The organism is Azospirillum sp. ST 5-10 (genome assembly GCF_051225715.1).
GTDB lineage: Bacteria > Pseudomonadota > Alphaproteobacteria > Azospirillales > Azospirillaceae > Azospirillum.
Genome location: NZ_JBPJSP010000019.1, coordinates 99,446 through 123,877, shown reverse-complemented (window position 1 = coordinate 123,877; position 24,432 = coordinate 99,446). Strand labels below are relative to the sequence as shown.

Annotated in this window: 22 protein-coding genes; 6 read left to right on the top strand and 16 right to left on the bottom strand. The window is 73.3% G+C overall.

Features of this window, described 5'->3' with window-relative positions; genetic code table 11:
• A partial coding sequence (locus ACSBPG_RS20395; RefSeq protein WP_435539045.1) for a pectate lyase-like adhesive domain-containing protein occupies positions 1 to 2,680 on the bottom strand: 2,680 nt, incomplete at its 3' end.
• 523 nt (positions 2,681 to 3,203) lie between these two features.
• Positions 3,204 to 3,596, bottom strand: a complete 393-nt coding sequence (locus ACSBPG_RS20390) for a winged helix-turn-helix transcriptional regulator (protein WP_435539044.1) — start codon at positions 3,594 to 3,596, stop codon at positions 3,204 to 3,206.
• Positions 3,597 to 3,692: 96 nt separating this feature from the next.
• Between ACSBPG_RS20390 and ACSBPG_RS20385 the strand changes: the two genes are divergently transcribed.
• Positions 3,693 to 4,418 (top strand): SDR family NAD(P)-dependent oxidoreductase, encoded by a 726-nt coding sequence (locus tag ACSBPG_RS20385; protein ID WP_435539043.1) that lies wholly within the window; start codon positions 3,693 to 3,695, stop codon positions 4,416 to 4,418.
• 178 nt (positions 4,419 to 4,596) lie between these two features.
• Here ACSBPG_RS20385 and ACSBPG_RS20380 read toward each other — a convergent pair whose 3' ends face one another.
• The 8 genes from ACSBPG_RS20380 to ACSBPG_RS20345 all read right to left on the bottom strand — a co-directional run bounded on the left by ACSBPG_RS20380 (position 4,597) and on the right by ACSBPG_RS20345 (position 12,876).
• The gene (locus tag ACSBPG_RS20380) at positions 4,597 to 4,740 is read right to left on the bottom strand and encodes a hypothetical protein (RefSeq protein ID WP_435539042.1); all 144 of its coding nucleotides are present in this window, start codon (positions 4,738 to 4,740) and stop codon (positions 4,597 to 4,599) included.
• A 235-nt stretch (positions 4,741 to 4,975) separates the two neighbouring features.
• Entirely contained in the window at positions 4,976 to 5,890 is a 915-nt protein-coding gene (locus tag ACSBPG_RS20375) for an ABC transporter permease (protein WP_435539041.1), read from the bottom strand.
• 3 nt (positions 5,891 to 5,893) lie between these two features.
• A complete protein-coding gene (locus tag ACSBPG_RS20370) occupies positions 5,894 to 6,943 on the bottom strand; it encodes an ABC transporter permease (protein ID WP_435539040.1) in 1,050 nt (349 codons plus the stop codon).
• On the bottom strand, positions 6,933 to 8,480 hold the full coding sequence (locus ACSBPG_RS20365; RefSeq protein WP_435539039.1) for an ABC transporter ATP-binding protein: 1,548 nt from the start codon (positions 8,478 to 8,480) through the stop codon (positions 6,933 to 6,935). Before ACSBPG_RS20365 ends, ACSBPG_RS20370 begins: the two co-directional genes overlap by 11 nt.
• Positions 8,481 to 8,589: 109 nt before the next feature.
• Positions 8,590 to 9,600: a BMP family protein gene (locus ACSBPG_RS20360; protein WP_435539038.1), complete on the bottom strand. Its 1,011-nt coding sequence runs from the start codon at positions 9,598 to 9,600 to the stop codon at positions 8,590 to 8,592.
• Between the two features lie 143 nt (positions 9,601 to 9,743).
• Positions 9,744 to 10,379, bottom strand: a complete 636-nt coding sequence (gene upp / locus ACSBPG_RS20355; RefSeq protein WP_435539037.1) for a uracil phosphoribosyltransferase — start codon at positions 10,377 to 10,379, stop codon at positions 9,744 to 9,746.
• Positions 10,380 to 10,405: 26 nt separating this feature from the next.
• On the bottom strand, positions 10,406 to 11,620 hold the full coding sequence (locus ACSBPG_RS20350; protein ID WP_435539036.1) for a URC4/urg3 family protein: 1,215 nt from the start codon (positions 11,618 to 11,620) through the stop codon (positions 10,406 to 10,408).
• Positions 11,617 to 12,876: a GTP cyclohydrolase II gene (locus ACSBPG_RS20345; RefSeq protein ID WP_435539035.1), complete on the bottom strand. Its 1,260-nt coding sequence runs from the start codon at positions 12,874 to 12,876 to the stop codon at positions 11,617 to 11,619. Before ACSBPG_RS20345 ends, ACSBPG_RS20350 begins: the two co-directional genes overlap by 4 nt.
• Positions 12,877 to 13,109: 233 nt before the next feature.
• On the opposite strand from ACSBPG_RS20345, the gene ACSBPG_RS20340 reads away from it, so the two are divergent.
• On the top strand, positions 13,110 to 13,322 hold the full coding sequence (locus tag ACSBPG_RS20340) for a DUF1127 domain-containing protein (RefSeq protein ID WP_435539034.1): 213 nt from the start codon (positions 13,110 to 13,112) through the stop codon (positions 13,320 to 13,322).
• An 89-nt stretch (positions 13,323 to 13,411) separates the two neighbouring features.
• On the opposite strand, the gene ACSBPG_RS20335 is transcribed toward ACSBPG_RS20340, so the two are convergent.
• The 3 genes from ACSBPG_RS20335 to ACSBPG_RS20325 form a co-directional block, all read right to left on the bottom strand.
• Complete coding sequence (locus ACSBPG_RS20335) at positions 13,412 to 14,419, bottom strand: helix-turn-helix domain-containing protein (RefSeq protein ID WP_435539033.1); 1,008 nt, start codon at positions 14,417 to 14,419, stop codon at positions 13,412 to 13,414.
• Positions 14,420 to 14,613: 194 nt separating this feature from the next.
• Positions 14,614 to 15,540: an NAD-dependent epimerase/dehydratase family protein gene (locus ACSBPG_RS20330; protein WP_435539032.1), complete on the bottom strand. Its 927-nt coding sequence runs from the start codon at positions 15,538 to 15,540 to the stop codon at positions 14,614 to 14,616.
• Complete coding sequence (locus ACSBPG_RS20325) at positions 15,540 to 16,319, bottom strand: SDR family NAD(P)-dependent oxidoreductase (protein ID WP_435539031.1); 780 nt, start codon at positions 16,317 to 16,319, stop codon at positions 15,540 to 15,542. The genes ACSBPG_RS20330 and ACSBPG_RS20325 overlap by 1 nt, the downstream gene beginning before the upstream one ends.
• A gap of 179 nt (positions 16,320 to 16,498) precedes the next feature.
• Between ACSBPG_RS20325 and ACSBPG_RS20320 the strand changes: the two genes are divergently transcribed.
• The 3 genes from ACSBPG_RS20320 to ACSBPG_RS20310 are packed head-to-tail and all read left to right on the top strand — an operon-like array spanning position 16,499 to position 19,468.
• Positions 16,499 to 17,458 carry a Bug family tripartite tricarboxylate transporter substrate binding protein gene (locus ACSBPG_RS20320; protein WP_435539030.1) on the top strand — a complete coding sequence of 320 codons (960 nt, stop codon included), beginning with the start codon at positions 16,499 to 16,501 and terminating at the stop codon, positions 17,456 to 17,458.
• A 9-nt stretch (positions 17,459 to 17,467) separates the two neighbouring features.
• Positions 17,468 to 17,938: a tripartite tricarboxylate transporter TctB family protein gene (locus ACSBPG_RS20315; RefSeq protein ID WP_435539029.1), complete on the top strand. Its 471-nt coding sequence runs from the start codon at positions 17,468 to 17,470 to the stop codon at positions 17,936 to 17,938.
• Between the two features lie 21 nt (positions 17,939 to 17,959).
• Positions 17,960 to 19,468 carry a tripartite tricarboxylate transporter permease gene (locus ACSBPG_RS20310; RefSeq protein ID WP_435539028.1) on the top strand — a complete coding sequence of 503 codons (1,509 nt, stop codon included), beginning with the start codon at positions 17,960 to 17,962 and terminating at the stop codon, positions 19,466 to 19,468.
• Positions 19,469 to 19,481: 13 nt separating this feature from the next.
• Here the strand turns inward: ACSBPG_RS20310 and ACSBPG_RS20305 are convergent, their stop codons facing one another.
• Complete coding sequence (locus ACSBPG_RS20305) at positions 19,482 to 20,408, bottom strand: IclR family transcriptional regulator (RefSeq protein ID WP_435539027.1); 927 nt, start codon at positions 20,406 to 20,408, stop codon at positions 19,482 to 19,484.
• 140 nt (positions 20,409 to 20,548) lie between these two features.
• Here ACSBPG_RS20305 and ACSBPG_RS20300 point away from each other — a divergent pair, with 140 nt between their 5' ends.
• Positions 20,549 to 22,228 (top strand): thiamine pyrophosphate-binding protein, encoded by a 1,680-nt coding sequence (locus ACSBPG_RS20300; RefSeq protein ID WP_435539026.1) that lies wholly within the window; start codon positions 20,549 to 20,551, stop codon positions 22,226 to 22,228.
• Between the two features lie 16 nt (positions 22,229 to 22,244).
• Here ACSBPG_RS20300 and ACSBPG_RS20295 read toward each other — a convergent pair whose 3' ends face one another.
• Together ACSBPG_RS20295 and ACSBPG_RS20290 are read right to left on the bottom strand one after the other, a co-directional pair.
• Positions 22,245 to 23,357, bottom strand: a complete 1,113-nt coding sequence (locus ACSBPG_RS20295; protein WP_435539025.1) for an AbrB family transcriptional regulator — start codon at positions 23,355 to 23,357, stop codon at positions 22,245 to 22,247.
• Positions 23,358 to 23,517: 160 nt separating this feature from the next.
• On the bottom strand, positions 23,518 to 24,423 hold the full coding sequence (locus ACSBPG_RS20290) for an AraC family transcriptional regulator (protein ID WP_435539024.1): 906 nt from the start codon (positions 24,421 to 24,423) through the stop codon (positions 23,518 to 23,520).
• Positions 24,424 to 24,432: the final 9 nt, after the last annotated feature.

The following is a 24,432-nucleotide window of genomic DNA, read 5'->3' as shown; positions in this document are numbered from 1 at the left end:
CGTCGTCGGCCCCCAGCACGATGTACTGCGCCGACCCGTCGCCCGTCACCACCTGGCTGCCCGCCCCGCCGGTCACCCGCACCGCGCCGACGACGGCGGCGAACGCCACGTCGTCCAGCTCGATCACCGTCCCCGACGGCAGGCCCGTGGCGTCGATCACCAGCGCCTCGCGGGCGCTGCCGCCGGTCGGCGTGCCGCCGGTGATGCGCAGGGTCCCGGCCACGGTGGCGGTGCCGTCGGCCACCGTCGGCACGATGGTGCGCACGGTGAGCTGGGCGTCGGTCGGCAGCGCGCCGAGGAAGCTCGCGCCCACCCCGGTCATCGCCCCCTGCTCGGCGGGCTGGCCGGTGGTGCGCGCCTGGATCGCCTGGATGAGGCCAGCGAGCGCGTCGGCCGGGGTCCGCGTGCCGGAGGTGCCCTCCATCCGCAGGCCGACGCCGGTGGGCACGCTGGCGGCCAGAGTGGTCGCGCCGGTGGCGGCGTCGCACACCAGCGGAACGTCGGCCTGGGGGGTGGTGCCGACCTGCTCGGCGCGGTCGGCCGTCACCACGGGAATGTCGAGGATCTCCACCACCACGCCGGTGCTGGTGGTGAGGCGCCGCTGCTCGACGGTGACGCCGTCCACGGTGGTGTTGGTGGTGCTGGCGTCGACCACCGTGACCTGGTTGCCGAGGACCGGCGTCGTCACCGTGGTCGAGCCGCCGTTGCCGCCGTTGCCGCCGTCTCCGCCATTGCCGCCGTTCCCACCGTTGCCGCCGTCGGGTGGCGGGACGGTGGTGTCGGTCAGAACCACGTCGTTGCCGTCGTCGCCGACATAGCTGATCTGGTAGGTCCGGTCGCCGTTCGTGACGGTGGCGCCTTCGGCGAGGCCGCTGAACGTCCCGATCACGGGATCGCTGCCGTCGTTGGCGATCAGGACGAACGTCGCCCCGGTGGTTGATGTGAAGCCGAAGCTCGCGGAGAGGGTCGCGCCGGTGACGTCGACCGCGCCGGTGACGGCGACCTGATCGTAGAGGGTGCCGGCGGTGGTGCCGTCGATCTCCATGGACAGGGTCGAACCGGCGGCGAGCGACAGGTCGCCGGTGGCGATCCGCCCCGGGCTGTCGCCGGGCGAGAGCGTGCCGCCGGAGGCGACGCCGACGGCACCGGAGATGCTGCCCGAACCGCCGAGCGTGGCGCCGGAGGCGACGTCGACGGCACCGCCGCCGGACAGCGCGCCCGTCACCGACAGCCGCCCGCCGGAAACGGTCGTCGTGCCGGTGAAGTTGGCGTTGCTGCCGGAGATCACCAGGGTGCCGTCCCCCGCCTTGGCGAGCGTGCCGTCGCCGGCGATGGCGTCGGCGCCGGCGATGGTGCGGGTGAGGCCGGTGCCGACGCTCAGGGTCGTCGTGCCGGTGCCGTCCAGGTACATCACCGTGCCGTGGGCCTGGCCGGCGGTGGCGCCACCCGCGCCCGTCGTGGTTCCGCCGGTGACCGAATAGGTGCCGGTGAAGTCGCTGTCGGTGATGGTGAGGCTGCCGCCGGACCGCACGAAGACCGCGCCGCCCAGCGCCGCTCCGCCGCCGCCGGCGCTGCCGGCGCCGGTGCCGCCCTGGCCGCCGAAGGTGCCGCCGGCCCCGCCGGCCGTGGCCCCGCCACCACCGCCGCCGCCGAACCCACCGGCCCCTCCCGCCGCGGTGCTCCCGCCGCCGCCACCGCCGCCGAATCCGCCGGTGCCACCGGTGGAGGAGCCGCCGCCGCCGCCGAAGGCCCCGCCGGTGCCGCCCGTCCCGCCGTCACCGCTGCCGCCGCCGCCGCCGCCGAAGCCGCCGGCCCCGCCCGCACCGGCGCCGGTGCCGCCGCCGCCGCCGCCGCCGAACAGGCCACCCGCACCGCCGGCGCCGCCCGGCGGCCCGGCGCCGCCGCCGCCGCCGCCGCCCTGGTCGCCGTCGGCATCGCCGCCGGCATCGCCGCCGGACGAGCCGCCGGACGAGCCGCCGAAGCCCGAGTTGGCGCCGCCGCCGTTGCCACCGTCGTAGAACCCCGCGGTGCCCGAGCCGGTGTCCCCGCCGCCGCCGCCACCGCCGCCGCCTTCGCCGCCGTAGCCGCCGCCGCCGAACAGCCCGGCACCGCCGCCACCGCCGCGCGAGCCCGCGCCGCCGACGCCGACGCCGCCGGTCAGACCGGCGAGATCCGGGCCGAGCAGCCCGCCGCCGCCGCCGCCGCCGGCACCGTCCGCCGCGCTCCCCCCGGTGCCGCCGGCGCCCCCCGGGCCGCCGCCGCCGCCGCCGCCCTGGCCGGCGACCCCGCTGCCGCCGGCTCCGCCGGTGGCGGCCGCGTCGGCAACGGTCACGCCGTTGAGTTGGACGTTGGCGCCGGAGTTCACGAGGATCGCCGCGCCGGCACCCAGCCCGCCGCCGCCACCGGCGCCACCCCCGCCGGCACCGCCCTGGGCGAACGCGTTGTCGATCGTCAGGTTGGAGATCGTCACCGTGCCGGCATGGACGTAGAACACGCGCGTCAGGTCGCCGGCGTCGATGGTGTGTCCGCCGCCATCGATCGTCATGCTCACCATGAGCGGCAGCAGCTTGGCCCCGTTGAGGTCGATGTCGGCGGTCAGGACGATGTTGGAATCGCCGCCACCGTTGGCCACAACGATTGCGTTGGCCAGTTCCGTGGTGTTCGAGACGTTGACGGTCATCGACCGGTCTCCGGTTCACAGGTCGCCTGGGGAGCAGCCGGCCTTCACATCGTCCGGATCGAGACGAGTATATATTCCGCCGCTGTCGGCTGATATTGGCCGATGACTGGCTGTGTACCGTTTGGAACCGAACTGTGCAAGCGTTGCAATGTAACGTTTGGAAAAGATCACATGCTGATTGTTGGTGGAATTTGCTGAATTCTGACACATGACGCCACAACCGGAGACGGCGTCGGTCCGTTCGCATCGGATGGTTGTGCGCGCGACGTCGGCCGGGCCTGAACCCGCCGCTCACCCTTGCGGTGCGGGATCGTCAGCGCCCGCGGATGGGCGGCGCGGCGCAGGACCCGGCGGTGATGGGGGCTCGTCGGCGCCATGGCGGCGGAGGGCGTGCCCGATCGTCCGTTGAACAGGATCATCGCGTCCGGAAGAGGGGCCGGGTGCTCCGGCGGCGGGACCATCGTCGTTTGAGATGGTCCCTGTGTCCCGGACAGTCGGAAAAGCTTGGCATGCCCTCTGGTTGCTAGATCTCCTCCTCCAACCCTCCCTTCCTTCTCGATGAGTCATAGGCACGCTGCGCTCTTTCCAGCGCGGAGCCGTTGGCGAGCGACCAGTTGTAAAGGGCAGCAAAGGGTTCGCGTAGCGAGCAGCCAAGAGCGGTGATCGTGTACTCGACGCCGATCGGCTGCGTCGGCAGGACTTTGCGACTGACGAGGCCGTTGCGCTCCAGACGCTTCAATGCCTCAGACAAAGCCTTGTGGGTGATGCCGTCGAGACGGCGCTTGAGGTCGTTGAACCGCGCCGGCTGCGTGCAGAGGACGCTCAGGATCAGCACCGTCCACTTGTTGGCGATGTGTTCGAGGATGGGCCGCGTCGCGGTGACGTCAAGCGGCAGTTCGAGCACGTCTTTGGACATGGGTATACGCCTCGATATCTGAGCACCATCTGGTGCGTTCTTGTGATTAGATAGAGGAATGATACCTGTTCGTCATCACCAGCGATGTGAGGACGTATGAGCAGGCTTTCAGGAAAAATCGCCGTCGTCGTCGGTGGCCAGGGCGGCATCGGTGGCGCCATCGCGGAGCGGTTCGCGGCGGAAGGCGCCACCGTTTACGCCACCAGTCGTCGCGCCGAAGAGGGGGAGGTCGAGCTTGGGGCCGGCAGGCTGCGCGCGCGCCGCGTCGATGCCGCCGATCTGACGGCGCTCGCCGCCTTCTTCGAGGCGGTGAGCAGCGAGGCCGGACGGGTGGACGTGCTCGCCGTCAACGCCGGCATCTCCGAGTTTGCGACCCTCGACGACATCAGCGAGGATCATTTCGACCGGACCTTCGACCTCAACGTGCGCGCGCTGCTGTTTGCCGCCAAGGCTGCGACGGCGATCATGCCGGATGGTGGCTCGATCGTGTTGGTGGGCTCGATCGCCGACGCGATCGGCACCAAAGGCTATGGCGTCTACGGGGCGACCAAGGCCGCCGTACGCTCGTTCGCGCGGACCTGGGCCAACGAACTGGCGCCCCGCAACATCCGCGTCAACGTCGTGGCACCGGGACCAACCGACACCGCCATGATGGCGGCGGCGTCCGACGAGGTGCGCGAGACGCTGACGAAGCTGATCCCGCTCGGCCGTATGGGTCGTGCCGACGAAGTGGCCTCGGCCGCGCTGTTCCTCGCCAGCGACCAAAGCAGCTTCATCACCGGGGCCGAGCTGCCGGTCGACGGCGGCATGGCGCAGGTCTGATCTGCGCCGCCTGCCGAACGGCATGGCGCGGCCCTCGCAGCCGCCCGGCATCCTCGGCATGGCCAGCTTCACCGCCTGGAGCAAGATCGCTTTCGGCCGATCCGGCCAAAGGCGATCTTGCTCTGGTGGGGACTGACCGCGTTGCGGACGTGATCCGCGGAAGCGGCCATGACGGTTCTTACTGAACGTCGAATGGTGCGTCACGCAGCTCGCCCAGGTCGATCGGCCGGCCTATTCGCCACGGAATAGGATCGTCGGGGATCATCGCGCCCAATGCTCGCCAGCCCGCACCCTTGCCGCCTCGCCGCTGCTCGGCCGACATGGCTGCTGCTCCTGATCCGTCGAAGCGGGAACCCGTCAAAGGCGCACATTGGCTCACCCGGCATTTTTCAGCAGCCCCGGCCGTTTGACGGCCGCGCTGGAGGCTGTCCGGCAACCCACACCGGTGATGGGCTTCCGGACACACAGTTTGTCGGACGGGTTCCCGGACAGACTTCGAGGTCATTCGGAACCCATCCCGTCCGCTCCTGGCGCAAAGCGGACGCGCGGCCGCCGCCCTACCGCTCGCCCTTGCGGTACGGGATCATCAGCGCCCGCGGGTAGGCGGCGCGGCGCGACATGACCACCAGGGCCAGGATGCTGAGGAGGTAGGGCAGCATCAGGAAGAGCTGGTAGGGCAGCGCGCCGCCGGCGATCTGCTGCAGGCGGAGCTGGAAGGCGTCGAAGGCGGCGAACAGCAGCGCCCCCAGCAGCGCCTTGCCGGGCCGCCAGGAGGCGAAGACGACCAGCGCGATGCAGATCCAGCCGCGGCCGTTGACCATGTTGAAGAAGAAGGCGTTGAAGGCGGACAAGGTGAGGAAGGCGCCGCCCAGCGCCATCAGCGCGCTGCCGGCGACCACGGCGCCCATGCGCACGGCGGTCACCGACAGGCCCTGCGCCTCGGCCGCCGCCGGATTCTCGCCGACCAGGCGCACCGCCAGGCCCGCCGGCGTGCGGTAGAGCACCCAGGCGACCACGCCGACCAGCGCGAAGGCGGCGTAGGTCAGCGGCGTCTGCGCCAGCAGGCCCGGCAGCGCCAGCGGCTGGAACGGCTCCACCGTCGGCGGCGTGGTGGCCTGGGGCAGGACGAGGCGGTAGACGAAATAGGACAGGCTGGTGCCCAGCAGGGTCACGCCGATGCCGGTGACGTGCTGCGACAGGCCGAGCGGCACCGTCAGCACGGCGTGCAGCAGGCCGAGCAGCGCCCCGCAGGCGGCCGCCGCGAGGACGCCGGTCCACAGGTCGGCGCCCTGGTAGACGGCCAGCCAGCCGGCCATGGCGCCCAAGGTCATGATCCCCTCGATGCCGAGGTTCAGCACGCCGGCGCGTTCGCACACCAGCTCGCCGAGCGTGCCGAGGATGTAGGGGCTGGCGATGCGCAGCACCGCGGTCCAGAAGGCGGCGGAGACGAGGACGTCGAGGATCTCGGCCATGGCTCAGCCCCGCCGCAGCCGGTAGCGCGCCAGCAGCCCGGCGACCAGCATGCACAGCAGGCTGGTGGCGACGAGCACGTCGGCGATGTAGTTGGGGACGGCGGCGGCCCGGCTCATGGCGTCGGCGCCGACGAAGACGGCGGCGATGAAGAGGGCGCCGGCCACCACCGCCAGCGGGTGCAACTGGGCCAGCATGGCGACGACGATGCCGCTGTAGCCGAAGCCCGGCGACAGGTCGAGGGTCAGGTAGCCCTTCAATCCCGCCACCTCCACCGCGCCGGCCAGCCCGGCCAGCCCGCCCGACAGCAGCGCCGTGCGCAGCAGCACCCGCGGCACCGCCATGCCGGCGAAGGCGGCGGCGCCGGGGTTGGCGCCGACCGCGCGCGCCTCGTAGCCCCACACCGTGCGGGTGTCGACGAACCACAGCAGCAGCGCCAGCCCGAGCGCCAGCAGCAGCCCGGCGTGCAGGCGCGTGCGCTCCACCAGCTTGGGCAGCTCGGCCGCCGGCAGCACCGGCGCCGACTGCGGCCAGCCCATGCCCATGGGGTCCTTCAGCGCCCCCTCCAGCAGCATCGACACGATTAGCAGGACGACGAAGTTGAGGAGCAGGGTGGTCACCACCTCGTCGACGCCGAAGCGCACCTTGAGCACCGCCGGCCCGAGCAGGGTGAGGCCGCCGGCCGCCGCCCCGGCGACCAGCACCAGCGGCCCGAGCAGCCAGCCCGGCAGGTCGAGCAGGCCGCCGCCGAGCACCACCGCCGCCAGCGCCCCCATGTAGAGCTGCCCCTCGGCGCCGATGTTCCACAGCCGGGCGCGGAAGGCGACGGCGACCGCCAGCCCGGTGAAGACGAGCGGGGTCGCCCGGGTGAGCGTCTCGGTCAGCGCGAAGCGCGAGCCGACGGCGCCGTCGACCAGCAGGGCGTAGGCGTGCAGCACCGGCGCGCCGCTCCATGCCAGCAGGCCGGCGCACAGCAGCAGCGCCGCCGCGACGGCGCCGGCCGGCGCCAGCAGGCGGGCGGGCAGGGGGATGTGGGACCGCGCCTCAAGCCGCATCGACGATCTCCGGCAGGACCTCCCAGTGCCCGGCCATCAGCAGGCCGAGCTGGGGCACCGACACCGCCCCGTGGGGCAGGGGCGGCGTCAGGCGCCCGTGGTACATCACCGCCACCACGTCGGCCAGCGCCAGGATCTCGTCGAGGTCCTCGGAGATCAGCAGCACGCCCGCCCCGGCCGCCCGCGCCTCCAGCAGCCGGCCGTGGACGTAGGACACGGCGCCGACGTCGAGGCCGCGGGTGGGCTGGCTGGCGAGGATCAGCGACGGCCCGTGCGCCAGGGTGCGCCCGAGGATCAGCTTCTGCATGTTGCCGCCGGACAAGAGCTGGGTGCGGGCGTCGGGGCCGGGGCAGCGCACGTCGAAGGCGGCGATGGTCTCGGCGGCGTAGCGCCGCGCCGCCTCGCGGCGCAGGATGCCGAAGCGGGAGAAGGCGGGGTCGCGGTAGCGCTCGGCGATCAGGTTCTCCCACACGCTCATGGCGCCGACCAGGCCGGTGGCGTGGCGGTCCTCGGGGATGCGGGCGACGCCGCGGCGGACCATGGCGGCGGGGTCGGGCGCCGTCACCCGGTCGCCGAGCAGCGCCATGCTCCCGCCGTCGGGGGCGAGGGTGCCGGCGACCAGCTCGGCCAGCGCCGCCTGGCCGTTGCCCGAGACGCCGGCGATGCCGACCACCTGGTGGCGGCGCACCGTCAGGTCGACCCGGTCGAGCAGCGGCCGGCCGTGGCCGGACGCGACCGTGACGCCGTCCAGGGTCAGCACCGCGGCGCCGGGCGGCAGGGCGGCCGGGGTGGGCGGCTTGACGGCACGGCCGACCATCAGCTCGGCCAGCTCGTGGCGGTCGGTGCCCGACGTCGCCCGCGTGGCGACGAGACGGCCGGCGCGCAGCACCGCCACGGTGTCGCTGACGGCGAAGACCTCGTTCATCTTGTGGCTGATGAAGACGACCGCCAGGCCCTCGGCGGTGAGGCGGCGCAGGGTCTCGAACAGGCCCGCCGCCTCCTGGGGGGTCAGCACCGCCGTCGGCTCGTCGAGGATCAGCACGCGGGCGTCGCGGTAGAGCGCCTTCAGGATCTCCACCCGCTGCCGCTCGCCGACCGACAGCGCTCCCACCGCCGCGTCGGGGTCGACCGCCAGGCCGAAGCGCTCGGCCAGCGCCGCCAGCCGGCGCCGGCCCTTGGCCGCGTCGCGCCAGGGCCGCCACAGCGGCTCGGTGCCCGCCGTCACGTTGTCGAGCACCGAGAGGTTGTCGGCCAGGGTGAAGTGCTGGTGCACCATGCCGATGCCGGCCTCCAGCGCCGCGCGCGGCGAGCCCGGGGGCAGGGGGCGGCCGAACGCCTCGACGGTCCCGGAATCGGCGACGTAGTGGCCGAACAGGATGTTCATCAGGGTCGTCTTGCCGGCGCCGTTCTCGCCGAGCAGCGCCAGCACCTCGCCGGCGCGCAGGGTCAGCGAGATGCCGTCGTTGGCGAGCAGGGTGCCGAAGCGCTTGGTGATGCCATCGAGGCGGAGCGCGATGGGCGGTGCGGGGTGAGGCATAATGGAACAGCGTCATGCTGACGGGATTTGTCCGAGTAAAAAACATGAAGATTGAAAGATGATAAGATTAAAATCTTTCAATCTTCGTGTTTTCGATCCGCACCCGCCCTTACATCGTCGACTTCGGTTCGGAATCGTCCACCTTCACCTCGAAGGCGCCCTTGGCGATGGCGTCCTCGCGCGCGCGGACCGTCTTCATCAGGTCGCCGGGCACCTTGGCCTCGAAGGTGCCGAGCGGGGCCAGGCTGGAGCCCTTGTGCTTCATCATGCTGTAGGGGCCGTAGTCCTCGGCCTTGAAGGTGCCGGCCTTGACCTGCTGGATGGCGCGGTCGATGGACGGCTCCATGTGCCAGAGGGCGCTGGCCACCACGGTGTCGGGATACTGCGGCTGGGTGTCGATGACGTTGCCGACGGCCAGCACGCCGCGCTCCTTGGCGGCGTCGGAGACGCCGAATCGCTCGGCGTACAGGAGGTCGGCGCCGCGGTCGATCATGGCGAAGGCCGCCTCCTTGGCCTTGGGCGGGTCGAACCACGAGCCGATGAAGCTGACCATGAACTTGACCTGCGGGTTCACCTCCTTGGCGCCGGCCATGAAGGCGTTCATCAGGCGGTTCACCTCGGGGATGGGGTAGCCGCCGACCATGCCGATGACGTTCGACTTGGTCATGCCGCCGGCGATCATGCCGGTGAGGTAGGCCGGTTCCTGGATGTAGTTGTCGAACACCGCCAGGTTCGGCTCCTGCGGCGGGAAGCTGGAGCCCATGAGGAAGGCGGTCTTGGGATAGTCCTTGGCGACGGCCCGGGCGGCGCGCTCGACGCCGAAGATCTCGCCGACGACGAGCTGCTGGCCGCCCTCGGCGTACTGGCGCATGACCCGCTCGTAGTCGGTGTTGGCCACCGATTCCGCCCAGACATAGTCGATGTCGCCGCGCTCCTTGGCGGCGGTGAGCGCCTTGTGGATGCGGCTGACCCACTGCTGCTCGATCGGCACGGTGTAGATCCCGGCCACCTTCAGCTTGTCCTGCGCCCACGCCGGCACGCCGGCCGCCAGGACCGTGCACGCCACCGCCAGCCCGCCGAGGACGGCGCGCCGCGTCGTCCCGAACCACCCTGTCCGCATCGAAGTCCCCTCTTCCGTTCGTGTGGAGCCGCCGCCCCGATGCAACGGCGGTGCCAGCCCGGCCGCCCTTGCCGCCCGTGGCGCGGCCCGCCCGGCGGCTGCCGAAGATGGCGGCAGTTGGCCAGGAGGTGAGCGTACGCCCGTCAGCGCGTGCCGTACAGCCGGTCGCCGACGTCGCCGAGGCCGGGGAGGACGTAGCCCTGCGCGTTCAACTCCCGGTCGACGCAGGCGGCGTAGACCGGGACGTCGGGGTGCGCCTCGTGGAAGTTCCGCAGCCCCTCCGGTGCGGCGACCAGCACCGCCAGCTTGATCGCCGAGGCGCCGGCGTCCTTCAGCCGGTGCACGGCGGCGGTGGCGGAGTGGCCGGTCGCCAGCAGCGGGTCGACCAGCAGCACGAGTCGCTCCTCGATGTCGGTGGGGACCTTGAAGTAGTACTCGACGGGCGTCAGCGTCTCCTGGTCGCGGTAGAGGCCGATGTGGCCGACCCGCGCCGAGGGCAGCAGGTCGAGCATGCCGTCGAGGAAGCCCTGGCCGGCGCGCATGATCGACACCAGGCACAGCTTCTTGCCCGCCAGGATCGGCGCGTCGATGCCCTGCAGCGGCGTCTCGATGGACGTCGTGTCGAGCGGCAGGTCGCGGGTCAGCTCGTAGCCCACCAGCAGGCTGATCTCCCGCATCACCTCGCGGAAGCGGCCGGTCGGCGTCTCGCGTTTGCGCAGCAGGCTCAGCTTGTGCTGGATCAGCGGATGGTCGATCAGGGTCAGGGTCGGGATCGGCATGGGGCGCGGGTCCGTCGATGAGGGGGTCAGAACACGGTGCCGTCGCTGACGATGCGGATGGGCGGGCCGCCGTCGGGGCGCAGGCGCCGGGCGATGGCGCGTCCGGCGGTCCAGCTCCCGCCTTGCAGCACCCGGGCCAGCGGGAAGTCGGCGGCCGACCGCCCGAGCCGCTCGCGCACCGCGTCGGCCAGCCGGTCGAGCAGGGCGACGGTGAGGGCGCGCCATTCCACCACCGCCTCGTCGCCGACCTCCAGGGGCGTGTCGAGGATGCGGCGCTCCTTCGGCACCAGCACGCCGGTGTCGACGAACAGGCCGCCGTTGCGGTACTCGGGCAGCCCGGTCAGCCGGTCGAGGCCGGTGACCGTGACGCCGGCGTCCTCCAGCGGTTCGACCAGCGAGTAGGTGAGCCACTGCGACAGCTTGTGGAACGGCACCAACCCGTCGGCCGGGGCGCGGGAATGGCGCCAGACGTCGCCGAGGTTGACGCCGGAACGCTCGATCCGCCCCGGCCAGATCGGCCCGAGGCCGCGCAGCACCGCCTCCAGGATCGCGGTGGCCGGCAGCGCGCCGCCCGCCGTCCGCTCCTTCAGGGCGTCGTAGAGGACACCGACGCGGCCGGCCCGGCCGAACAGGTCGGGCGCCCGGGTCAGCGCCGCGCCGAGGCGGCGCAGCAGCTCGGCCCGCCCCTCCAGCCCGACCAGCGGGTTGCCGTCGCTCACCTGGAAGCCGGCGGCCAGGGTGGCCGGCGTCACGCGGCCGAGCGCCGCGGCGTCGGCGCGCAGCGGGCGTCCGCGCGGCTCGTCGGACAGGGCGCCGCTGCGGAACAGGTCGAGGCTGGCGATGGCCAGCCCTTCGGAGCGCGCCAGCACGGTGCCGCTCTCGGGATCGCGGTAGCGCCAGCGCTCGCCCGCGCCGGCGTCCAGCAGCACGCTGGTGACGGCGAGATCGAAGCGGATGCGCGCGATCTCGTCGCGCTCCACCCCGTCGAGGCGGGCCGCCAGCGCCGCCCAGCGGTCGGTCCGGCCGACCACGAAGTGGCGCCAGCGGCTGTGATAGGGGACGGCGAGGTCGGGGTAGGCGGCGCGCGTCACTTCGGCGACGAGGTCGGCGGCGGCGTCCAGCAGCTCCGGGTGGACCGCGAAGTGGGGCAGCCCGTTCCCCCCGGCCTCCTCCAGCAGGGCGTGGGCGCGCTCGCGCACGGCCTGCGCCGACAGCAGCCAGGCGACGGACGCCCCGCTCACTCGGTCAGCCCCCGGCCCTTGGCGACCGCCAGCTCGTCCTTGGTCGGCACCGTCGGGGTGAAGTAGCCGGCGGCCTTCTTGGCGTCCATCTCCACCTTGGCGTCGTCGGGGATCAGCTCGTCGGGGATCGGGATCTGCTCGACGATCTCGATGCCGGCGCGGCGGATGGCGTCCGACTTCATGTTGGACATCGACACCATGCGGTCGATTCGGCGGACGCCCAGCCAGTGGAAGATGTCGGGCATCAGCTCCTGGAAGCGCATGTCCTGGACGCCGGCCACGCACTCCGTGCGCTCGAAGTAGGCGTCGGCGCGGTCGCCGCCGGGCTGGCGCTTGCGGGCGTTGTAGACCAGGAACTTGGTCACCTCGCCGAGAGCCCGCCCCTCCTTGCGGTTGTAGACGACCAGGCCGGCCCCGCCCTCCTGGGCGCCGCGGATGCACTCCTCGATGCCGTGGGTCAGGTAGGGGCGGCAGGTGCAGATGTCCGAGCCGAAGACGTCCGACCCGTTGCATTCGTCGTGCACCCGGCAGGTGACCTTGCGGTCGGGGTCCGCCAGGGCGGCGACGTCGCCCAGGATGTAGACGGTCTGGCCGCCGATGGGCGGCAGGAAGACCTTGAGGTCGTTGCGGGTCACCAGCTCCGGGAACATGCCGCCGGTGTTCTCGAACAGGCCGCGGCGCAGGGTGCTCTCGCCGATGCCGAAGCGCTTGGCGATGCCGGGCAGGAACCATACGGGCTCCACCGCGATCTTGGTGACGCGGGCGTCGCCCGAGGGCAGCAGGATCTCCCCGTCGGGGACGAGCCGGCCGGCGCGCATGGCGTCCGCCAATTCCGGGACCTTGATGCGGGCCTTGGTGACGGCGATGGTCGGGCGCACGTCGACGCCCCGTTCGAGATGGTCGGCGAACGCCTCGCTGACCATGTGGCCGAACGGGTCGATGGAGACGATGGTCTCCGGGTCGAACCATTGCGGGTGCGGGCCGATCGGCTCGGCCGGGGCGGTGTTGGTGAGGTCGGGGACGTGGTGGGCGCTGAGCTGCCCGGCCGCCACGGCGAGCGCGCGGTAGACGGCGTAGCTGCCGGCGTGGGCGCCGATGGCGTTGCGGTGCCCGGGGTCCGACAGGGAGGCCACCACCGGCCCGCGCTCGGCCGCCGTCGGCGCCCCCCACTGCACCGGCGTGTGGCGCACCCGGCTGCCGCCGGGGTGGGAGGTCAGAACGATGTGCCGCGGCGGGTGGTTGCGACGGTGTTCCATGATGACGCTCCTCGGGTCCTCCGGGAATGTGGCACGCATGGTGACACATTCCGGGGCGGAGGGAAGGTGGAAACGTTGGGTCAGCGCCGATGACCGGACGCGCGTCCACCGGCGCCGGACGGACGGTCAAAAGATCCGGACCCGCGGGATAACGCCCGTCGGACGGTCCGGCCTAGGGTGCCGCCGCCGGGGCAGCGGTCCCGGCGCCGAGACGATTGCACACCGGGATGGTCATGCACGCATTCATCGACGCCGTTTCCCCGCGGGCCCGGCCGGCCGGCGCCGCCGCCTTCGTCGCCCGCGTGCTGCGGCTGCCGGCGACGTGGCGGGAGCGCCGCGACCTGCGGCGGGCGCTGGCGCGGATGAGCCCCCATCACCGCGACGACATCGGCTTCGACGAGGCGGCCGCCGAGCGGGAGATCGCCAAGCCGTTCTGGGCGGCCTGACGCTTCCGGCCGGCCGGCCGGCCGGTCGGATCGGGCGGCGCCCGCGTGAGGCGCCTGGCCGTGTCGTGCCGGGCCGTGCCGGGCCGTCGTCAGTCGCCGAGGCGGCGCAGCCAGTCCGGGAACTCCCCCGCCGCCGGGCGTCCGGCGGCGCGGCTCCGGCGGGCCGCCGCCGCGCCGGCGCCGCCCCGCACCTCCGACGGCGTGCAGCCGAAGGCGCGGCGGAAGGCGCGGCTGAAGTGCGCCTCGCTGGCGAAGCCGTGGTCGAAGGCGAGGTCGCCGATGCGGCGTCGCTCCGCCGGGTCGGCCAGGAGATCGCGGACGCGGGCGAGCCGGCGCCCCTGGATGTAGCGGGCCACCCCGTGGTGCGGCTCGAACAGATGGTAGAGGGCCGAGCGCGACAGGCCCAGGTGGCGGCACAGCCGCTCGGCGGTCAACGCCGGGTCGGTCAGGTGCGCGTCGACGTAGCGGCGGGCCTGCGCCATCGCCGTGGCGCGCATCTGCGGGCGCGCCGGCGCCAGCGTGTCGTGCGAGGGCGCCAGGCAGGCGGCGATCATCTCCCGGGCGGCGCGGGCGACGAGGGGCGCCTCCCGCACGCCCAGCGCCGGGGCGGCCTCGGCCAGGGCCAGCATGTGGTCGGCGAGCAGGCGCCCCATCACGCCGCGCAGCCGCGTGCCGTGCAGGGCGTCGGCGCGCGGCAGCATGGCGGTCATGACGTCCCGCGGGACGATGATGCAGGCGCCGTCCAGCCGCATGGCGGGCAGCACCAGCGCCTGGCCCATGTCCTTGACGAGGATCTCGTCCTGGGCGTTGCCGGCGACCCCGGCGCGGTCCAGGCGGACGATGAAGTGGTCCATGCCGTCGGCGCGGATCCGGGCCGGCGAGCGGTGGTAGGCCAGCGGATCGACATCCATGGTGCCGACGATCAGCGGGCCGAGATGGGCGCTCGTCGCGACGCCCGAGAAGCGCGCGCGGTCCTCCTCGTCGGGCGCGGCGATCTCGTAGACCGCGGTCATGGCCTCCCGCCAGGCGCCGAAGCGCTCCCGCCGCGGCAGGGCGTCGGTGGAGAAGCGGCGGAAAGGAACGGTCTGCGCAGCCATGCGATACCACCTGGGATCGAACCGGTCCCAATATCTCCATGGGGCCGGCCGCACGGTCAAGACGTCCGAAGTCACGATGCCGGAGCGACGGCGCGAATTGCGGCGCATCTGCGGAAAAGACGGCGTCGAGAACGCCGTCTTCGGCCTCGTCGACCTGAGCGATGCCAGGATATCCCGCGCGATATTCCCGGAGATCACGCCATGGCGCCGCCCCGGCGGTAGGCCTCGAAGGTCAGCCGCACGCCTTCGGCCAGGGGGGTCGCGGGCCAGTCGCCGATCAGCCCGCGCAGCGGGGCGTCGTCGAGAACGGTGTCCGGCTTCGGCCGCTGGTGCGGCGAGGGCAGGATGCGCGCCCGCGGATCGCACAGGGCGATGGCGGCCAGCACGTCGTCCGTGGTCTCCTCGCGCACCGTGACGTCGGAGACGATGGGGGCGGAGGCCGGCGCCGCCAGGCAGCGGACGATCACCTCGGCGACCTCGCCGGCGTACTGGAAGCACATGGTGCCGGCGAACGGCATGGCGTAGGGCCGCCCCTCGGCGGCGGCGCGGATGGCCAGGGTGATGGCGGCGGTCTCGCCGTCGTCGCGGCCGAGCCCGTAGACCACGTTGGGACGCAGGCCGACGCTGGCGATGCCGTGGTCGAGGAAATAGACCTTGGCGATGTCCTCGTCGGCGCGCTTGTAGACGCCGTACAGGTTGGCCGGCGCGCGCAGGCGCCCGCGCGGGTGCGCCGCCGCCGAGCTGGTGTAGACGAGCCGGCGGATGCCCAGCACGCGGGCCGCCTCGAAGACGTTGAGGTGGCCGACGACGTCGACCAGTGCACCGCGCACCGGGTTGGCGCGGCAGGCGGGGATGGTGAGCGCCGCCAGGTGCAGGATGGCGCGCGCCTCCGCGCGCTCCGCCGCCAGGCGCACCGCCGCGCCGTCCGTGACGTCGCCGGTCACCCAGCGCACCGCGGCGGCGGCGGCGTCGCCGACCAGGAGGGAGAGGCGGCGGCGGTCGTCCACCAGGTCGAAGGCGACCACCGCCTCGCCGGCCGCGAGCAGGCGCGCCAGCACCCAGGCGCTGAGGAAGCCGCCCGCTCCGGTCACCAGCACCGGCCCGCTCCGCTCCGCCGCCATCACGCCACCATTGCCTGGCCGCCGTTGACGTCCAGCATGACGCCGGTGACGAACGCCGCCTCCTCCGCCGCCAGGAAGGCGACGGCGGCGGCCACGTCCTCGACCCGGCCGTGGCGCCGCAGCGGAATGTCGGCGACCATCGCCTCGCGCTCGGCGGCGGTCTTGCGTTCGGACAGCAGGCGGTCGACCCGCGGCGTCAGGATGGCGCCGGGGCAGACGGCGTTGCAGGTGATGCCGAACGGACCGAACTCGCGGGCGATCTGCAGCGTCATCGACTGCACCGCCCCCTTGGCGGCGGCGTAGTTGGCGCCGGCGAACAGGCTGCCGAACCGCCCCGCCTTCGACCCGAGATTGACGATGCGGCCGTAGCGCCGCTCCCTCATGCCCGGCAGCACGGCGCGCGAGGTGCGCACCGTGGCGTCGACGTTGAGGGCGAACACCCGCGCCCAGTCCTCCTCGCTCTCCTCCAGGAAAGGCTGCGGCGTGTGCAGCGAGCCGCCGGCGTTGTTGACCAGCACGTCGATGCGGCCCAGCCGCCGCTCGGTCGCCGCGGCGGCCGCGGCGACGGCGTCCGGGTCGGTCATGTCGACCGCCATGCCGTCGACCGCCATGCCGTCGACCGGCCGGCCGGCGTCGCCGGTGCCGAGCGCCGCCAGCGCCGCCTCGTCGCGGTCCCACACCATCACCGCGGCGCCCTCCGCGGCGAGCCTGGCGGCGATGCCGCGGCCGAGCCCGGCGGCGCCGGCCGTGACGAGCGCCGTCCGTCCATTGAAGCGCACGGTCCTCTCCCTTCCGATGGTCGTCTCGTCCGCGGTTCCCGGCGATCGTTCGCTTCCCCCACGAATGGCTTGCATTGTGCCGCGGCCTCGCACAAAATGGAACAATAATCCATTACACGGAACGCCTGGCCGCCGGAGCGGCGGCCATGAACGGCCGTAATCGGGGAGGGGCGGGCGACATGCTGAAGCGGTGGACGAGGTTCGCGGCGGTGGTGGTCGGGATGGCGGGCGCGGTGCCGGCGGCCACCGCCTTCGCCTTTCCCGACCGTCCGGTGACGATCGTGGTGCCGTTCGCCGCCGGCGGCGGCACCGACATCACGACGCGGGCGATGCAGGAGCCGATGGCCAAGGCGCTCGGCACCGAGGTGGTGGTGAAGAACGTGGCCGGCGCCGGCGGGGTGAGCGGCGTCGCCGAGGCGGTGCGGGCGCGGGCCGACGGCTACACGCTGGCGATGGCGCCGGTCGGCCCGCTGACGACGCAGCCGCATCTGCGCAAGCTGCCCTACGACCTGGACTCGTTCGACTACGTCTGCCTCGCCTACTCGGCGCCGTCGGTGTTCGCGGTGCGGCGGGACGCGCCCTACAGCACGCTGGGCGAGCTGGTGGCCTACGCCAAGGCCAACCCCGGCAAGCTCAACTTCGCGGTGCAGGCGATCGGCTCGATCCCCCACGTGGCCGGGCTGGCCCTGGCCCACGGGGCGCAGATCCAGCTCACCTACCTGCCGGTCAACGGCGACGGGCCGGCCTACAAGGCCCTGCTCGACGGCACCGCCGACGTCTTCGTGCCGCACGTCTCCTTCCTGTCCAAGAACAAGGAGCAGATCAAGGGGCTCGCCGTGCTGCAGGCGGCGCGGCTGGCCGACCTGCCCGACCTGCCGACCGCCAAGGAGCAGGGCTTCGACATCGAGGCGCCGATCTGGGGCGGGCTGGTGGCGCCCAAGGGGATCCCCGCCGACGCCAAGGCCGCGCTGGGCGCCGCCTGCAAGGCGGCCACCGCCGCGGACTCCTTCCGCAAGCTGATGGACGACCTGGCCCAGCCCGTCGCCTTCATGGACGGCGCCGCGTTCTCGGGATACGTGCGGCGCCAGTGGGAGCGCAACCGCTACCTCCTGGAGAGCGCCGGCCTCAAGGCCGAGTGAGGCGACGCCGTGCGCAGCCCCTCGCAAGGCTCCCTGGCGGCGGCGGTGGCCGGCGGCCTGCTCGGCGCCGCCGTCCTCTTCTGGGTCGAGACGTTCCGCGACGACTACCACCTCAGCCGGGCGGTCCAGGGGGTCGGCCCGGCGTTCTTCCCCCGCATCGTGCTGAGCGGCATGGCCGTGCTCGCCGTCGTCGTGATCGTCGGCGAACTGCGCCGCCGCCGCGTGCCGGCGGCGACGGAGGGGCTCGGCAAGGCGGCGGCGGCGATCGCCCTGACGGTCCTCTACGGGCTGGCGGTCGACCGGCTGGGCTTCCTCCTCGCCAGCATCGGCTTCGTGGCCACCCTGCCGGTGCTGCTGGGCTACCGGCGCTGGCCGGTGCTGGCCGTGGTGGCGGTGGCGAACGCGGTCGCGGTGTGGCTGGTGTTCGAACGCCTGCTGCTGATCATCCTGCCGCATTCGCCCTGGTTTTCGACGTTCTGACCGCAGGCAAGGGACGGACAGATGGACCCTCTTCTCGCCGGGGCGGCGGCGGCGTTCGCGCCGGCCAGCCTGGCCATGATCGTCATCGGCACGGTGGTCGGCGTGATCGTCGGGGTGCTGCCGGGGCTGGGCTCGGTGGTGGGGATCACCATGGTGCTGCCCTTCACCTACGGCATGCCGCAGACGGCAGCCCTGGCGCTGATGCTGGGCGTCTTCTGCGGGTCCTGCTACGGCGGCTCGATCACCGCCATCCTCCTCAACACGCCGGGGACGCCGCAGGCCGCCGCCACCGCCCTCGACGGCTTCCCCATGGCGATGCGCGGCGAGGCCGACCTCGCCATCGGCTGGGTCACCGCCGCCTCGACCCTGGGCGGCCTCTTCTCGGTGCTGGTCCTCATCCTGGCGGCGCCGCAGCTCGCCGCCTTCTCCCTCCAGTTCACGCCCATCGAGTACTTCGCGCTGGGGGTATTCTCGCTCACCTGCATCGTCAACGTGTCGCGCGAGGCGATGGCCAAGGGCCTGCTGGCGGGGATGGCCGGGCTGTTCGTCGCCACCGTCGGCACCGATCCGGTGACCGGTGACCTGCGCTTCACCTTCGACGTCTTCGAGCTGTCGGCCGGGATCGAGCTGGTGCCGGCCATCGTCGGGCTGTTCGCCTTCTCCGAGATGTTCGTGCGGGCGGCGGCGGGCTTCAGCGTCGGCGACGGCGCGCGGCCGCGGGCCGGATTCCGCCTGCCGCCGCTCGGCGCGTGGCGGCCGCGCCTCGGCATCCTGCTGCGCAGCTGCGCGATCGGCTCGTTCGTCGGCGCCCTGCCGGGGACGGGGGCGGCCACCGCGGCGTTCATCGCCTATTCCGAGGCCAAGCGCGTGTCGCCGCGCCGCGCCCTGATGGGCCGCGGCGAGCCGGACGGGCTGATCTCCTGCGAGAGCGCCAACAACGCGGTGACCGGCAGCGCCCTCGTGCCGACCCTGGCGCTGGGCGTGCCGGGCGATCCCGTCACCGCGGTGATGCTGGGGGCGTTGATCATCCAGGGCGTGGCGCCGGGGCCGCAGCTCTTCGTCGACCAGATGCCGCTGGTCTACGGCATCTTCTTCGTGCTCGTGCTCTGCAACCTGGTGATGTTCGCCACCGGGGCCCTGGGGGCGCCGCTGTTCACCCGTCTGCTGCGCATCCCCGAGCCGCTGCTGATCGCCCTGGTGATGACGGTGACCCTGGTCGGCGCCTACGGTGTGCGCGGCAACATGCTGGACGTGTGGGTGGCGCTGGGCGCCGGGGTGGTCGGGGCGATCCTGCGGGCCACCGGCTTTCCCATCGCCCCGCTGGTGATCGGCATGGTGCTGAGCCCGATGATCGAGCAGTCGCTGCGCCAGGGGCTCGTGCTGACCCGCGGCAGCGTCCTCGGCTTCTTCGAACGGCCGATCGCCGTCGCCCTGTTCGCGCTGACCGCCGCGGTGTTCCTGTGGCCGGTGCTGCGCGCCGTCCGCGGCCGGCGGCGCGGCGCGGGCGCCGCCGCGGACGGCGCGCGGTGAGCCGCAGCACCCCTCACGCGAAGCCGCGGAGCCGGCTGGCGATGGTCTGGGCGGCGTCGAGGATGCGCGGGGCGAGCGCCGTCTCCAGGCGGTGGCGGGGCAGGACGGAGGCCAGCCCGCCGATGCTGAAGACGTAGATGTCCCGGGTGATGGGATCGCGCAGCGCGGTGGCGATGGCGTTGTGCTCGGGCCGCCACTCGCCCACGGATTCCGCGTAGCCGCAGCGCGCCGCCCGGTCCAGCGCCGCCTCCAGCGCGTCGCGCAGGGCCGGCCAGCCGGCGCCGTGACGCTCCGCCAGGGCGTCGAACACGCTCCGCCGTTCGGCGGCGTCGGCCAGCATCAGCCAGGCCCGCCCGGGGGCGGTGACGTGGATCGGCACGCGCGAACCGACCTGGAGGTTGAGCATGATCGCCTGCGGCCGGCGCACCAGCTCGACGAACATCATGTCGAGGCCGTCGCGCACGCTGAGCGCCGAGGCGAATTCGCCGGTCGAGGCGAGCTCGTCGAGGAACGGCTTGGCCGTCTCGGCGATGCCGGAGCGGCCGAGCGTGGCGTAGCCGAGGGTGAGGACCTGGCTGGACAGCGCGTACTTGCCGACCTCGGGGACGAAGCGCAGGTAGCCGAGTTCGGTCAGCGTCTGCGCCAGGCGCGACGCGGTCGCCTTGGGCAGCCCGGCGCGGCGGGCGATCTCCTGGGTGCCCAGCACGCGGTCCTCCGCCCGGAACGACCGCAGGATCGACAGGCCGCGCGCCAGCGCGTTGACGATCGGCCGGCCGTCGCCGGCGGCGGGCGGCTCGCCGCCGCCCTGGCGCGGCCGGCCGCGCCGGCGCTCCCCTTCGGAACGCGCGCCGTCCGGGCGTCCCGCAGCGTCGTCGCCCGCCGTCGGCTCCTCGTCCACCGGTCCGCCGGGTGTGGACGCCCCGGATCGCGCGACGTTCATGGCTTTCCGCCCCCTGTCTTCATCGCCACCGCCCCTCCCTTCAGCACGTCTTGCGGCCGTCGTCAAATGTCGTGAAACACCAGTTCCGTACTTCGGGATTATGTTCCATAATGCCCCCGGTTCAATGGGAGGAGGACGCGGTGAAAACCAACGAAGCGGTGTTGCAGACCCTCATCGACGGCGGCATCCGGCGCGGCTTCACGCTGCCCGGCCTCGGCATCACCTGGTCGCTGCGGGCGTTCCACGAGCGCCGCGACGACTTCGACGTGGTGCTGGCGCGCTCGGAGCAGTGCGCCTCGGTGATGGCCCAGGTGGCGGGCAAGCTGACGGGGCGGCCCGGCCTGTTCATGGCCCAGGGGCCGTTCGCCTCGACCACCGGCGCCTTCGGCATCCTGGAAGCGTACTTCTCCGGCTCGCCGATGGTCGTGCTGACCGACACCTCGTGCTACGACGGCTTCGGCCAGTACGGCGTCTACCAGACGATGACCGGCGACTACGGCGCCGCCGACGTGTTCGCCGTCATGAAGACCATGACCAAGTTCGCCACTTACGCCACCCAGCCCGAGGAGGCGGTGTACGGCACCCAGCTGGCGCTCAAGCACGCGACGGCGCCGCGCCCCGGGCCGGCGGCGGTGGTCATGAGGTCCAACATCATCCTGAAGGACGTGCCCGAGGCGCCGCGCGCCCGGCTCTATCCGACCGCCGGCTATCTCGCCGCCACCCCGGCCCGGCCCGACGCCGCCGCGGTGGCCCGCCTGGCGGCGCTGATCGGCGAGGCCGCACGCCCGGTGATCGTCGCCGGCAACGGCGTCTACATGGCGCGCGCCGGGGCGGCGCTGCAGGCGTTCGCCGAGGCGCACGGCATCGCCGTGGCGTCGAGCTACCACGGCAAGGGCACGATCGACGAGACCTCCGACGTCGCCGTCGGCATGCTCGGCACCTGGGGCTCGCGCAGCGCCAACCGCATGGTCCAGGCGGCCGACCTGGTGATCGTCCTGGGCTGCAGCCTCGGCGCGGAATACACCCGCTTCCGCGACGCCGAGATGATCCGGCCCGGCGACCAGACCATCGTCCAGGTCGACCTCGACCCGCGCAACGCCGGCTGGGTCTACCCGGTCGCCCTGGCGATCACCGGCGACGTCGCCGACGTCCTCGGCATGCTGGCCGCCGCCGCCATCCCGGCCGGCCGGCGGGCGGCCCGCCTCAAGGCGATCGCGGCGCTGCGGGAGGCCAACGGCTACGGCGTGATCCCGTCCTACGCCACGCCCGCCGGGACGGTCCACTACGCCGACATCGTCGGCGCCCTGGACGGCTTCCTCACGCCCGACGACCTGCTGACGCTCGACGCCGGGACCAACCGCATCTGGGCCACCACCACCCTGCGCCTGCGCACGCCGGGACAGCTGGTGGCGCCGGGCGGCATCGGCGGCATGGGCTGGAGCACCCCCGCCGCCACCGCCGCCAAGCTGACCTGTCCGGAGCGGCGGGTCACCGGGGTGATCGGCGACGGCGGCTTCGCGATGACCATGGACGCGGTCGCCACGGCGAGCGAGCGCGGGCTCGACGTGGTCTACGTCGTCGCCAACAACGCCGGCCTGGGGATGGTGCGCGACAACCTCGGCAACCAGCGCATCGCCGTCGACTTCGCCGACCACGATTTCGCCAAGGTGGCGGAAGGCCTGGGCGGGCGCGGGCTGACGGTGACCGCCGCCGACCAGATGCGCGACGCGCTGGAGGAGGCGCACCGTCTCGGCGGGCCGGTGGTGATCGACGTGAAGGTCGATCCCGCCGCCAGCCACCGCGACTGTTCGGACTACTGACGCCGTCCGACGGGCGCTACTCTCCGGGGTGCGGGACCGGCGCGGCGGCGCCGGCCCGCCGGGCGATGTAGCGGGCGATGGCCGGTCCGGTCACCAGGACGACCAGGAAGCGGGTGGTCTGCAGGGCGACGACGAAGGGCAGGTCGACGTCGCTGCCGGCGGCGATGATCGCCACGGAATCGGCGCCGCCGGGGCTGGTGGCGAGGTAGGCGGTCAGCGGGTCGACGCCGCCCACGACGACCAGCAGCGCCGCCAGCCCGCCGCACAGGGCGATGAGCGTAAGGATCGCCGTGGCGATCCGCGGCAGCGCGCGGGCGGCGTGGGCGATGATCGGGCGGGAGAAGCGCAGGCCGATGCTCCAGCCCACCACGGCGTAGCTCGTCGCCAGCAGCCAGGGCGGCAGCTCGATGGCGAGGACGCCCGTGCCCTGCAGCGCGGTGCCGACCGCCATCGGCAGCAGCAGCGGCCCGGCGGGCACCCGCAGGGCGACGGCGATCGCGCCGGCGCCGGCGGCGAGCGCCAGGGTCGCGGCGAAGGCGGGCCAGTCGATCGGCGGGAACCAGGCCGCCGCCGCGACGGCGGCGGGATCCGGCGCCCCCCACAGGCGGGCGACCAGCGACGCCGCGACCGCGACGAACACCACCCGCAGATACTGCATGATGGCGACCAGCCGCCCGTCGGCGCCGAACTCCTCCGACATCAGGGTCATCACCGAGGCGGCCCCGGGGAAGGAGCCCCAGACCGCGGTGGTTCCCGGCAGCACGCGGGCGCGGGTGAGCAGCCAGCCCAGCCCGTTGCTGGCGAGGATCACCGACACGACCGCCACCAGGAACAGCGGCCAGTCCTGGAGGATCTCGCCGAGGGTGGCGGGCGTCAGGCTGCGGGCGATCATGCAGCCGATCACCGTCTGGGCCGCCATGAACGGCAGGCTCGGCATGCGGATCGTGCCGTCCGCCGCGGCGACGAGGATCGCCGCCGCCATCGGCCCCAGCAGCAGGGCGGCCGGGAGATGGAGCGCCTCCAGCCCGGCGACGCCGGCGACCGACAGCGCCAGCAGGATCGCCCACTGCAGCGGGGCGGGCCGGCGGCCGATCGAGAGCGCGCGCGCCATGCGGGAGGAGGACGGCATGGGGACCCTGTCTGATGGCGGGAAAGGCGAGGCTACTCTCATGTATCACGCGGCCGGCCCACGGGAAGATGCAATGGTGGGGCAGGGCGCGCAGGGCTGCCGCGCCCCCGGCGCAGGCGTCCGCGCCCGAGGGCGCGGGACCGCCGGCCCGCGGGCCGCGTCATCCCGCGCTCTGGGCGCGCGCGTACACCGTCGGCGGGACGCCGACGTGCCGGGCGAAGGCGACGCTGAAGGTGCTCGCGGAGCCGTAGCCCACGCGTTCCGCCACGTCGGCGACGCCGCCCGCCTGCCGCAGCAGCAGGTCCTTCGCCAGGGCCATGCGCCAATGGAGCAGATATTCCATCGGGGCGACGCCCACCGCGCGCCGGAACCGGTCGAAGAACGCCGAGCGGGAGAGGGCGGCTTCCTTCGCCAGCTCGGCCACCGTCCAGGGCCAGGTCGGACGCTCGTGCATCCGCCGCAGGGCGCCGGCGAGGCGGTCGTCGCCGAGCCCCCGCAGGAGGCCCGGAGGTGCCGCGGGCCCCGCCTTGGAGCGCAGGGCCTCGATGAGCAGGACCTCGATCAGGCGCGCCAGGATGACGTCCCGCGCGGGGCGGGCGCCCCGCGCCTCCTCGTCCACGAGCTGGACGAGGGTGGCGAGCCTGGTCTCGCCGCGCACGTGCACGAGCCGCGGCAGGAGCGACACCAGCAGGGCGGCGTCGGTCGAGCCGAAGGCGCAGTAGCCCACGACCATGCGGACGTCGGGCGGGCCGGCGTGATCGCCCAGCCGGTACACGCCGGGGCGCAGCTCGACCGGCACGGTCTGGACGTTCGTCGCCGGCGCCGGCGCGAGGCTCGACACCGTGAAGTCGTGGGCCGCGGGGATCAGCACGAAGTCGTCCTTCGTGAGGACGAGCGGCTCCTGTCCGGCGACCGCGAGGCGGCACGAGCCGTCGAGGATCGTGCCGTAGAAGGGGCGTCCGGCCTCCGCGCGGCGGACCAGCCAGGCGCCCGCTCCGTGCACGAGCTTCGAGAACGCGGCGCTGGGCCGGAGCAGGCCGACCACCTGGGCGAGCGGATCGGTCATATCCGGACT

Excerpts from the sequence above, each read along its gene's own strand:
- ACSBPG_RS20390 (WP_435539044.1), bottom strand. The coding sequence starts at position 3,596 with ATGTCCAAAGACGTGCTCGAACTGCCGCTTGACGTCACCGCGACGCGG.
- ACSBPG_RS20385 (WP_435539043.1), top strand. The coding sequence starts at position 3,693 with ATGAGCAGGCTTTCAGGAAAAATCGCCGTCGTCGTCGGTGGCCAGGGC.
- ACSBPG_RS20380 (WP_435539042.1), bottom strand. The coding sequence starts at position 4,740 with ATGTCGGCCGAGCAGCGGCGAGGCGGCAAGGGTGCGGGCTGGCGAGCA.
- ACSBPG_RS20375 (WP_435539041.1), bottom strand. The coding sequence starts at position 5,890 with ATGGCCGAGATCCTCGACGTCCTCGTCTCCGCCGCCTTCTGGACCGCG.
- ACSBPG_RS20370 (WP_435539040.1), bottom strand. The coding sequence starts at position 6,943 with ATGCGGCTTGAGGCGCGGTCCCACATCCCCCTGCCCGCCCGCCTGCTG.
- ACSBPG_RS20365 (WP_435539039.1), bottom strand. The coding sequence starts at position 8,480 with ATGCCTCACCCCGCACCGCCCATCGCGCTCCGCCTCGATGGCATCACC.
- ACSBPG_RS20360 (WP_435539038.1), bottom strand. The coding sequence starts at position 9,600 with ATGCGGACAGGGTGGTTCGGGACGACGCGGCGCGCCGTCCTCGGCGGG.
- upp (WP_435539037.1), bottom strand. The coding sequence starts at position 10,379 with ATGCCGATCCCGACCCTGACCCTGATCGACCATCCGCTGATCCAGCAC.
- ACSBPG_RS20345 (WP_435539035.1), bottom strand. The coding sequence starts at position 12,876 with ATGGAACACCGTCGCAACCACCCGCCGCGGCACATCGTTCTGACCTCC.
- ACSBPG_RS20340 (WP_435539034.1), top strand. The coding sequence starts at position 13,110 with ATGCACGCATTCATCGACGCCGTTTCCCCGCGGGCCCGGCCGGCCGGC.
- ACSBPG_RS20335 (WP_435539033.1), bottom strand. The coding sequence starts at position 14,419 with ATGGCTGCGCAGACCGTTCCTTTCCGCCGCTTCTCCACCGACGCCCTG.
- ACSBPG_RS20330 (WP_435539032.1), bottom strand. The coding sequence starts at position 15,540 with ATGGCGGCGGAGCGGAGCGGGCCGGTGCTGGTGACCGGAGCGGGCGGC.
- ACSBPG_RS20320 (WP_435539030.1), top strand. The coding sequence starts at position 16,499 with ATGCTGAAGCGGTGGACGAGGTTCGCGGCGGTGGTGGTCGGGATGGCG.
- ACSBPG_RS20310 (WP_435539028.1), top strand. The coding sequence starts at position 17,960 with ATGGACCCTCTTCTCGCCGGGGCGGCGGCGGCGTTCGCGCCGGCCAGC.
- ACSBPG_RS20305 (WP_435539027.1), bottom strand. The coding sequence starts at position 20,408 with ATGAACGTCGCGCGATCCGGGGCGTCCACACCCGGCGGACCGGTGGAC.
- ACSBPG_RS20295 (WP_435539025.1), bottom strand. The coding sequence starts at position 23,357 with ATGCCGTCCTCCTCCCGCATGGCGCGCGCGCTCTCGATCGGCCGCCGG.
- ACSBPG_RS20290 (WP_435539024.1), bottom strand. The coding sequence starts at position 24,423 with ATGACCGATCCGCTCGCCCAGGTGGTCGGCCTGCTCCGGCCCAGCGCC.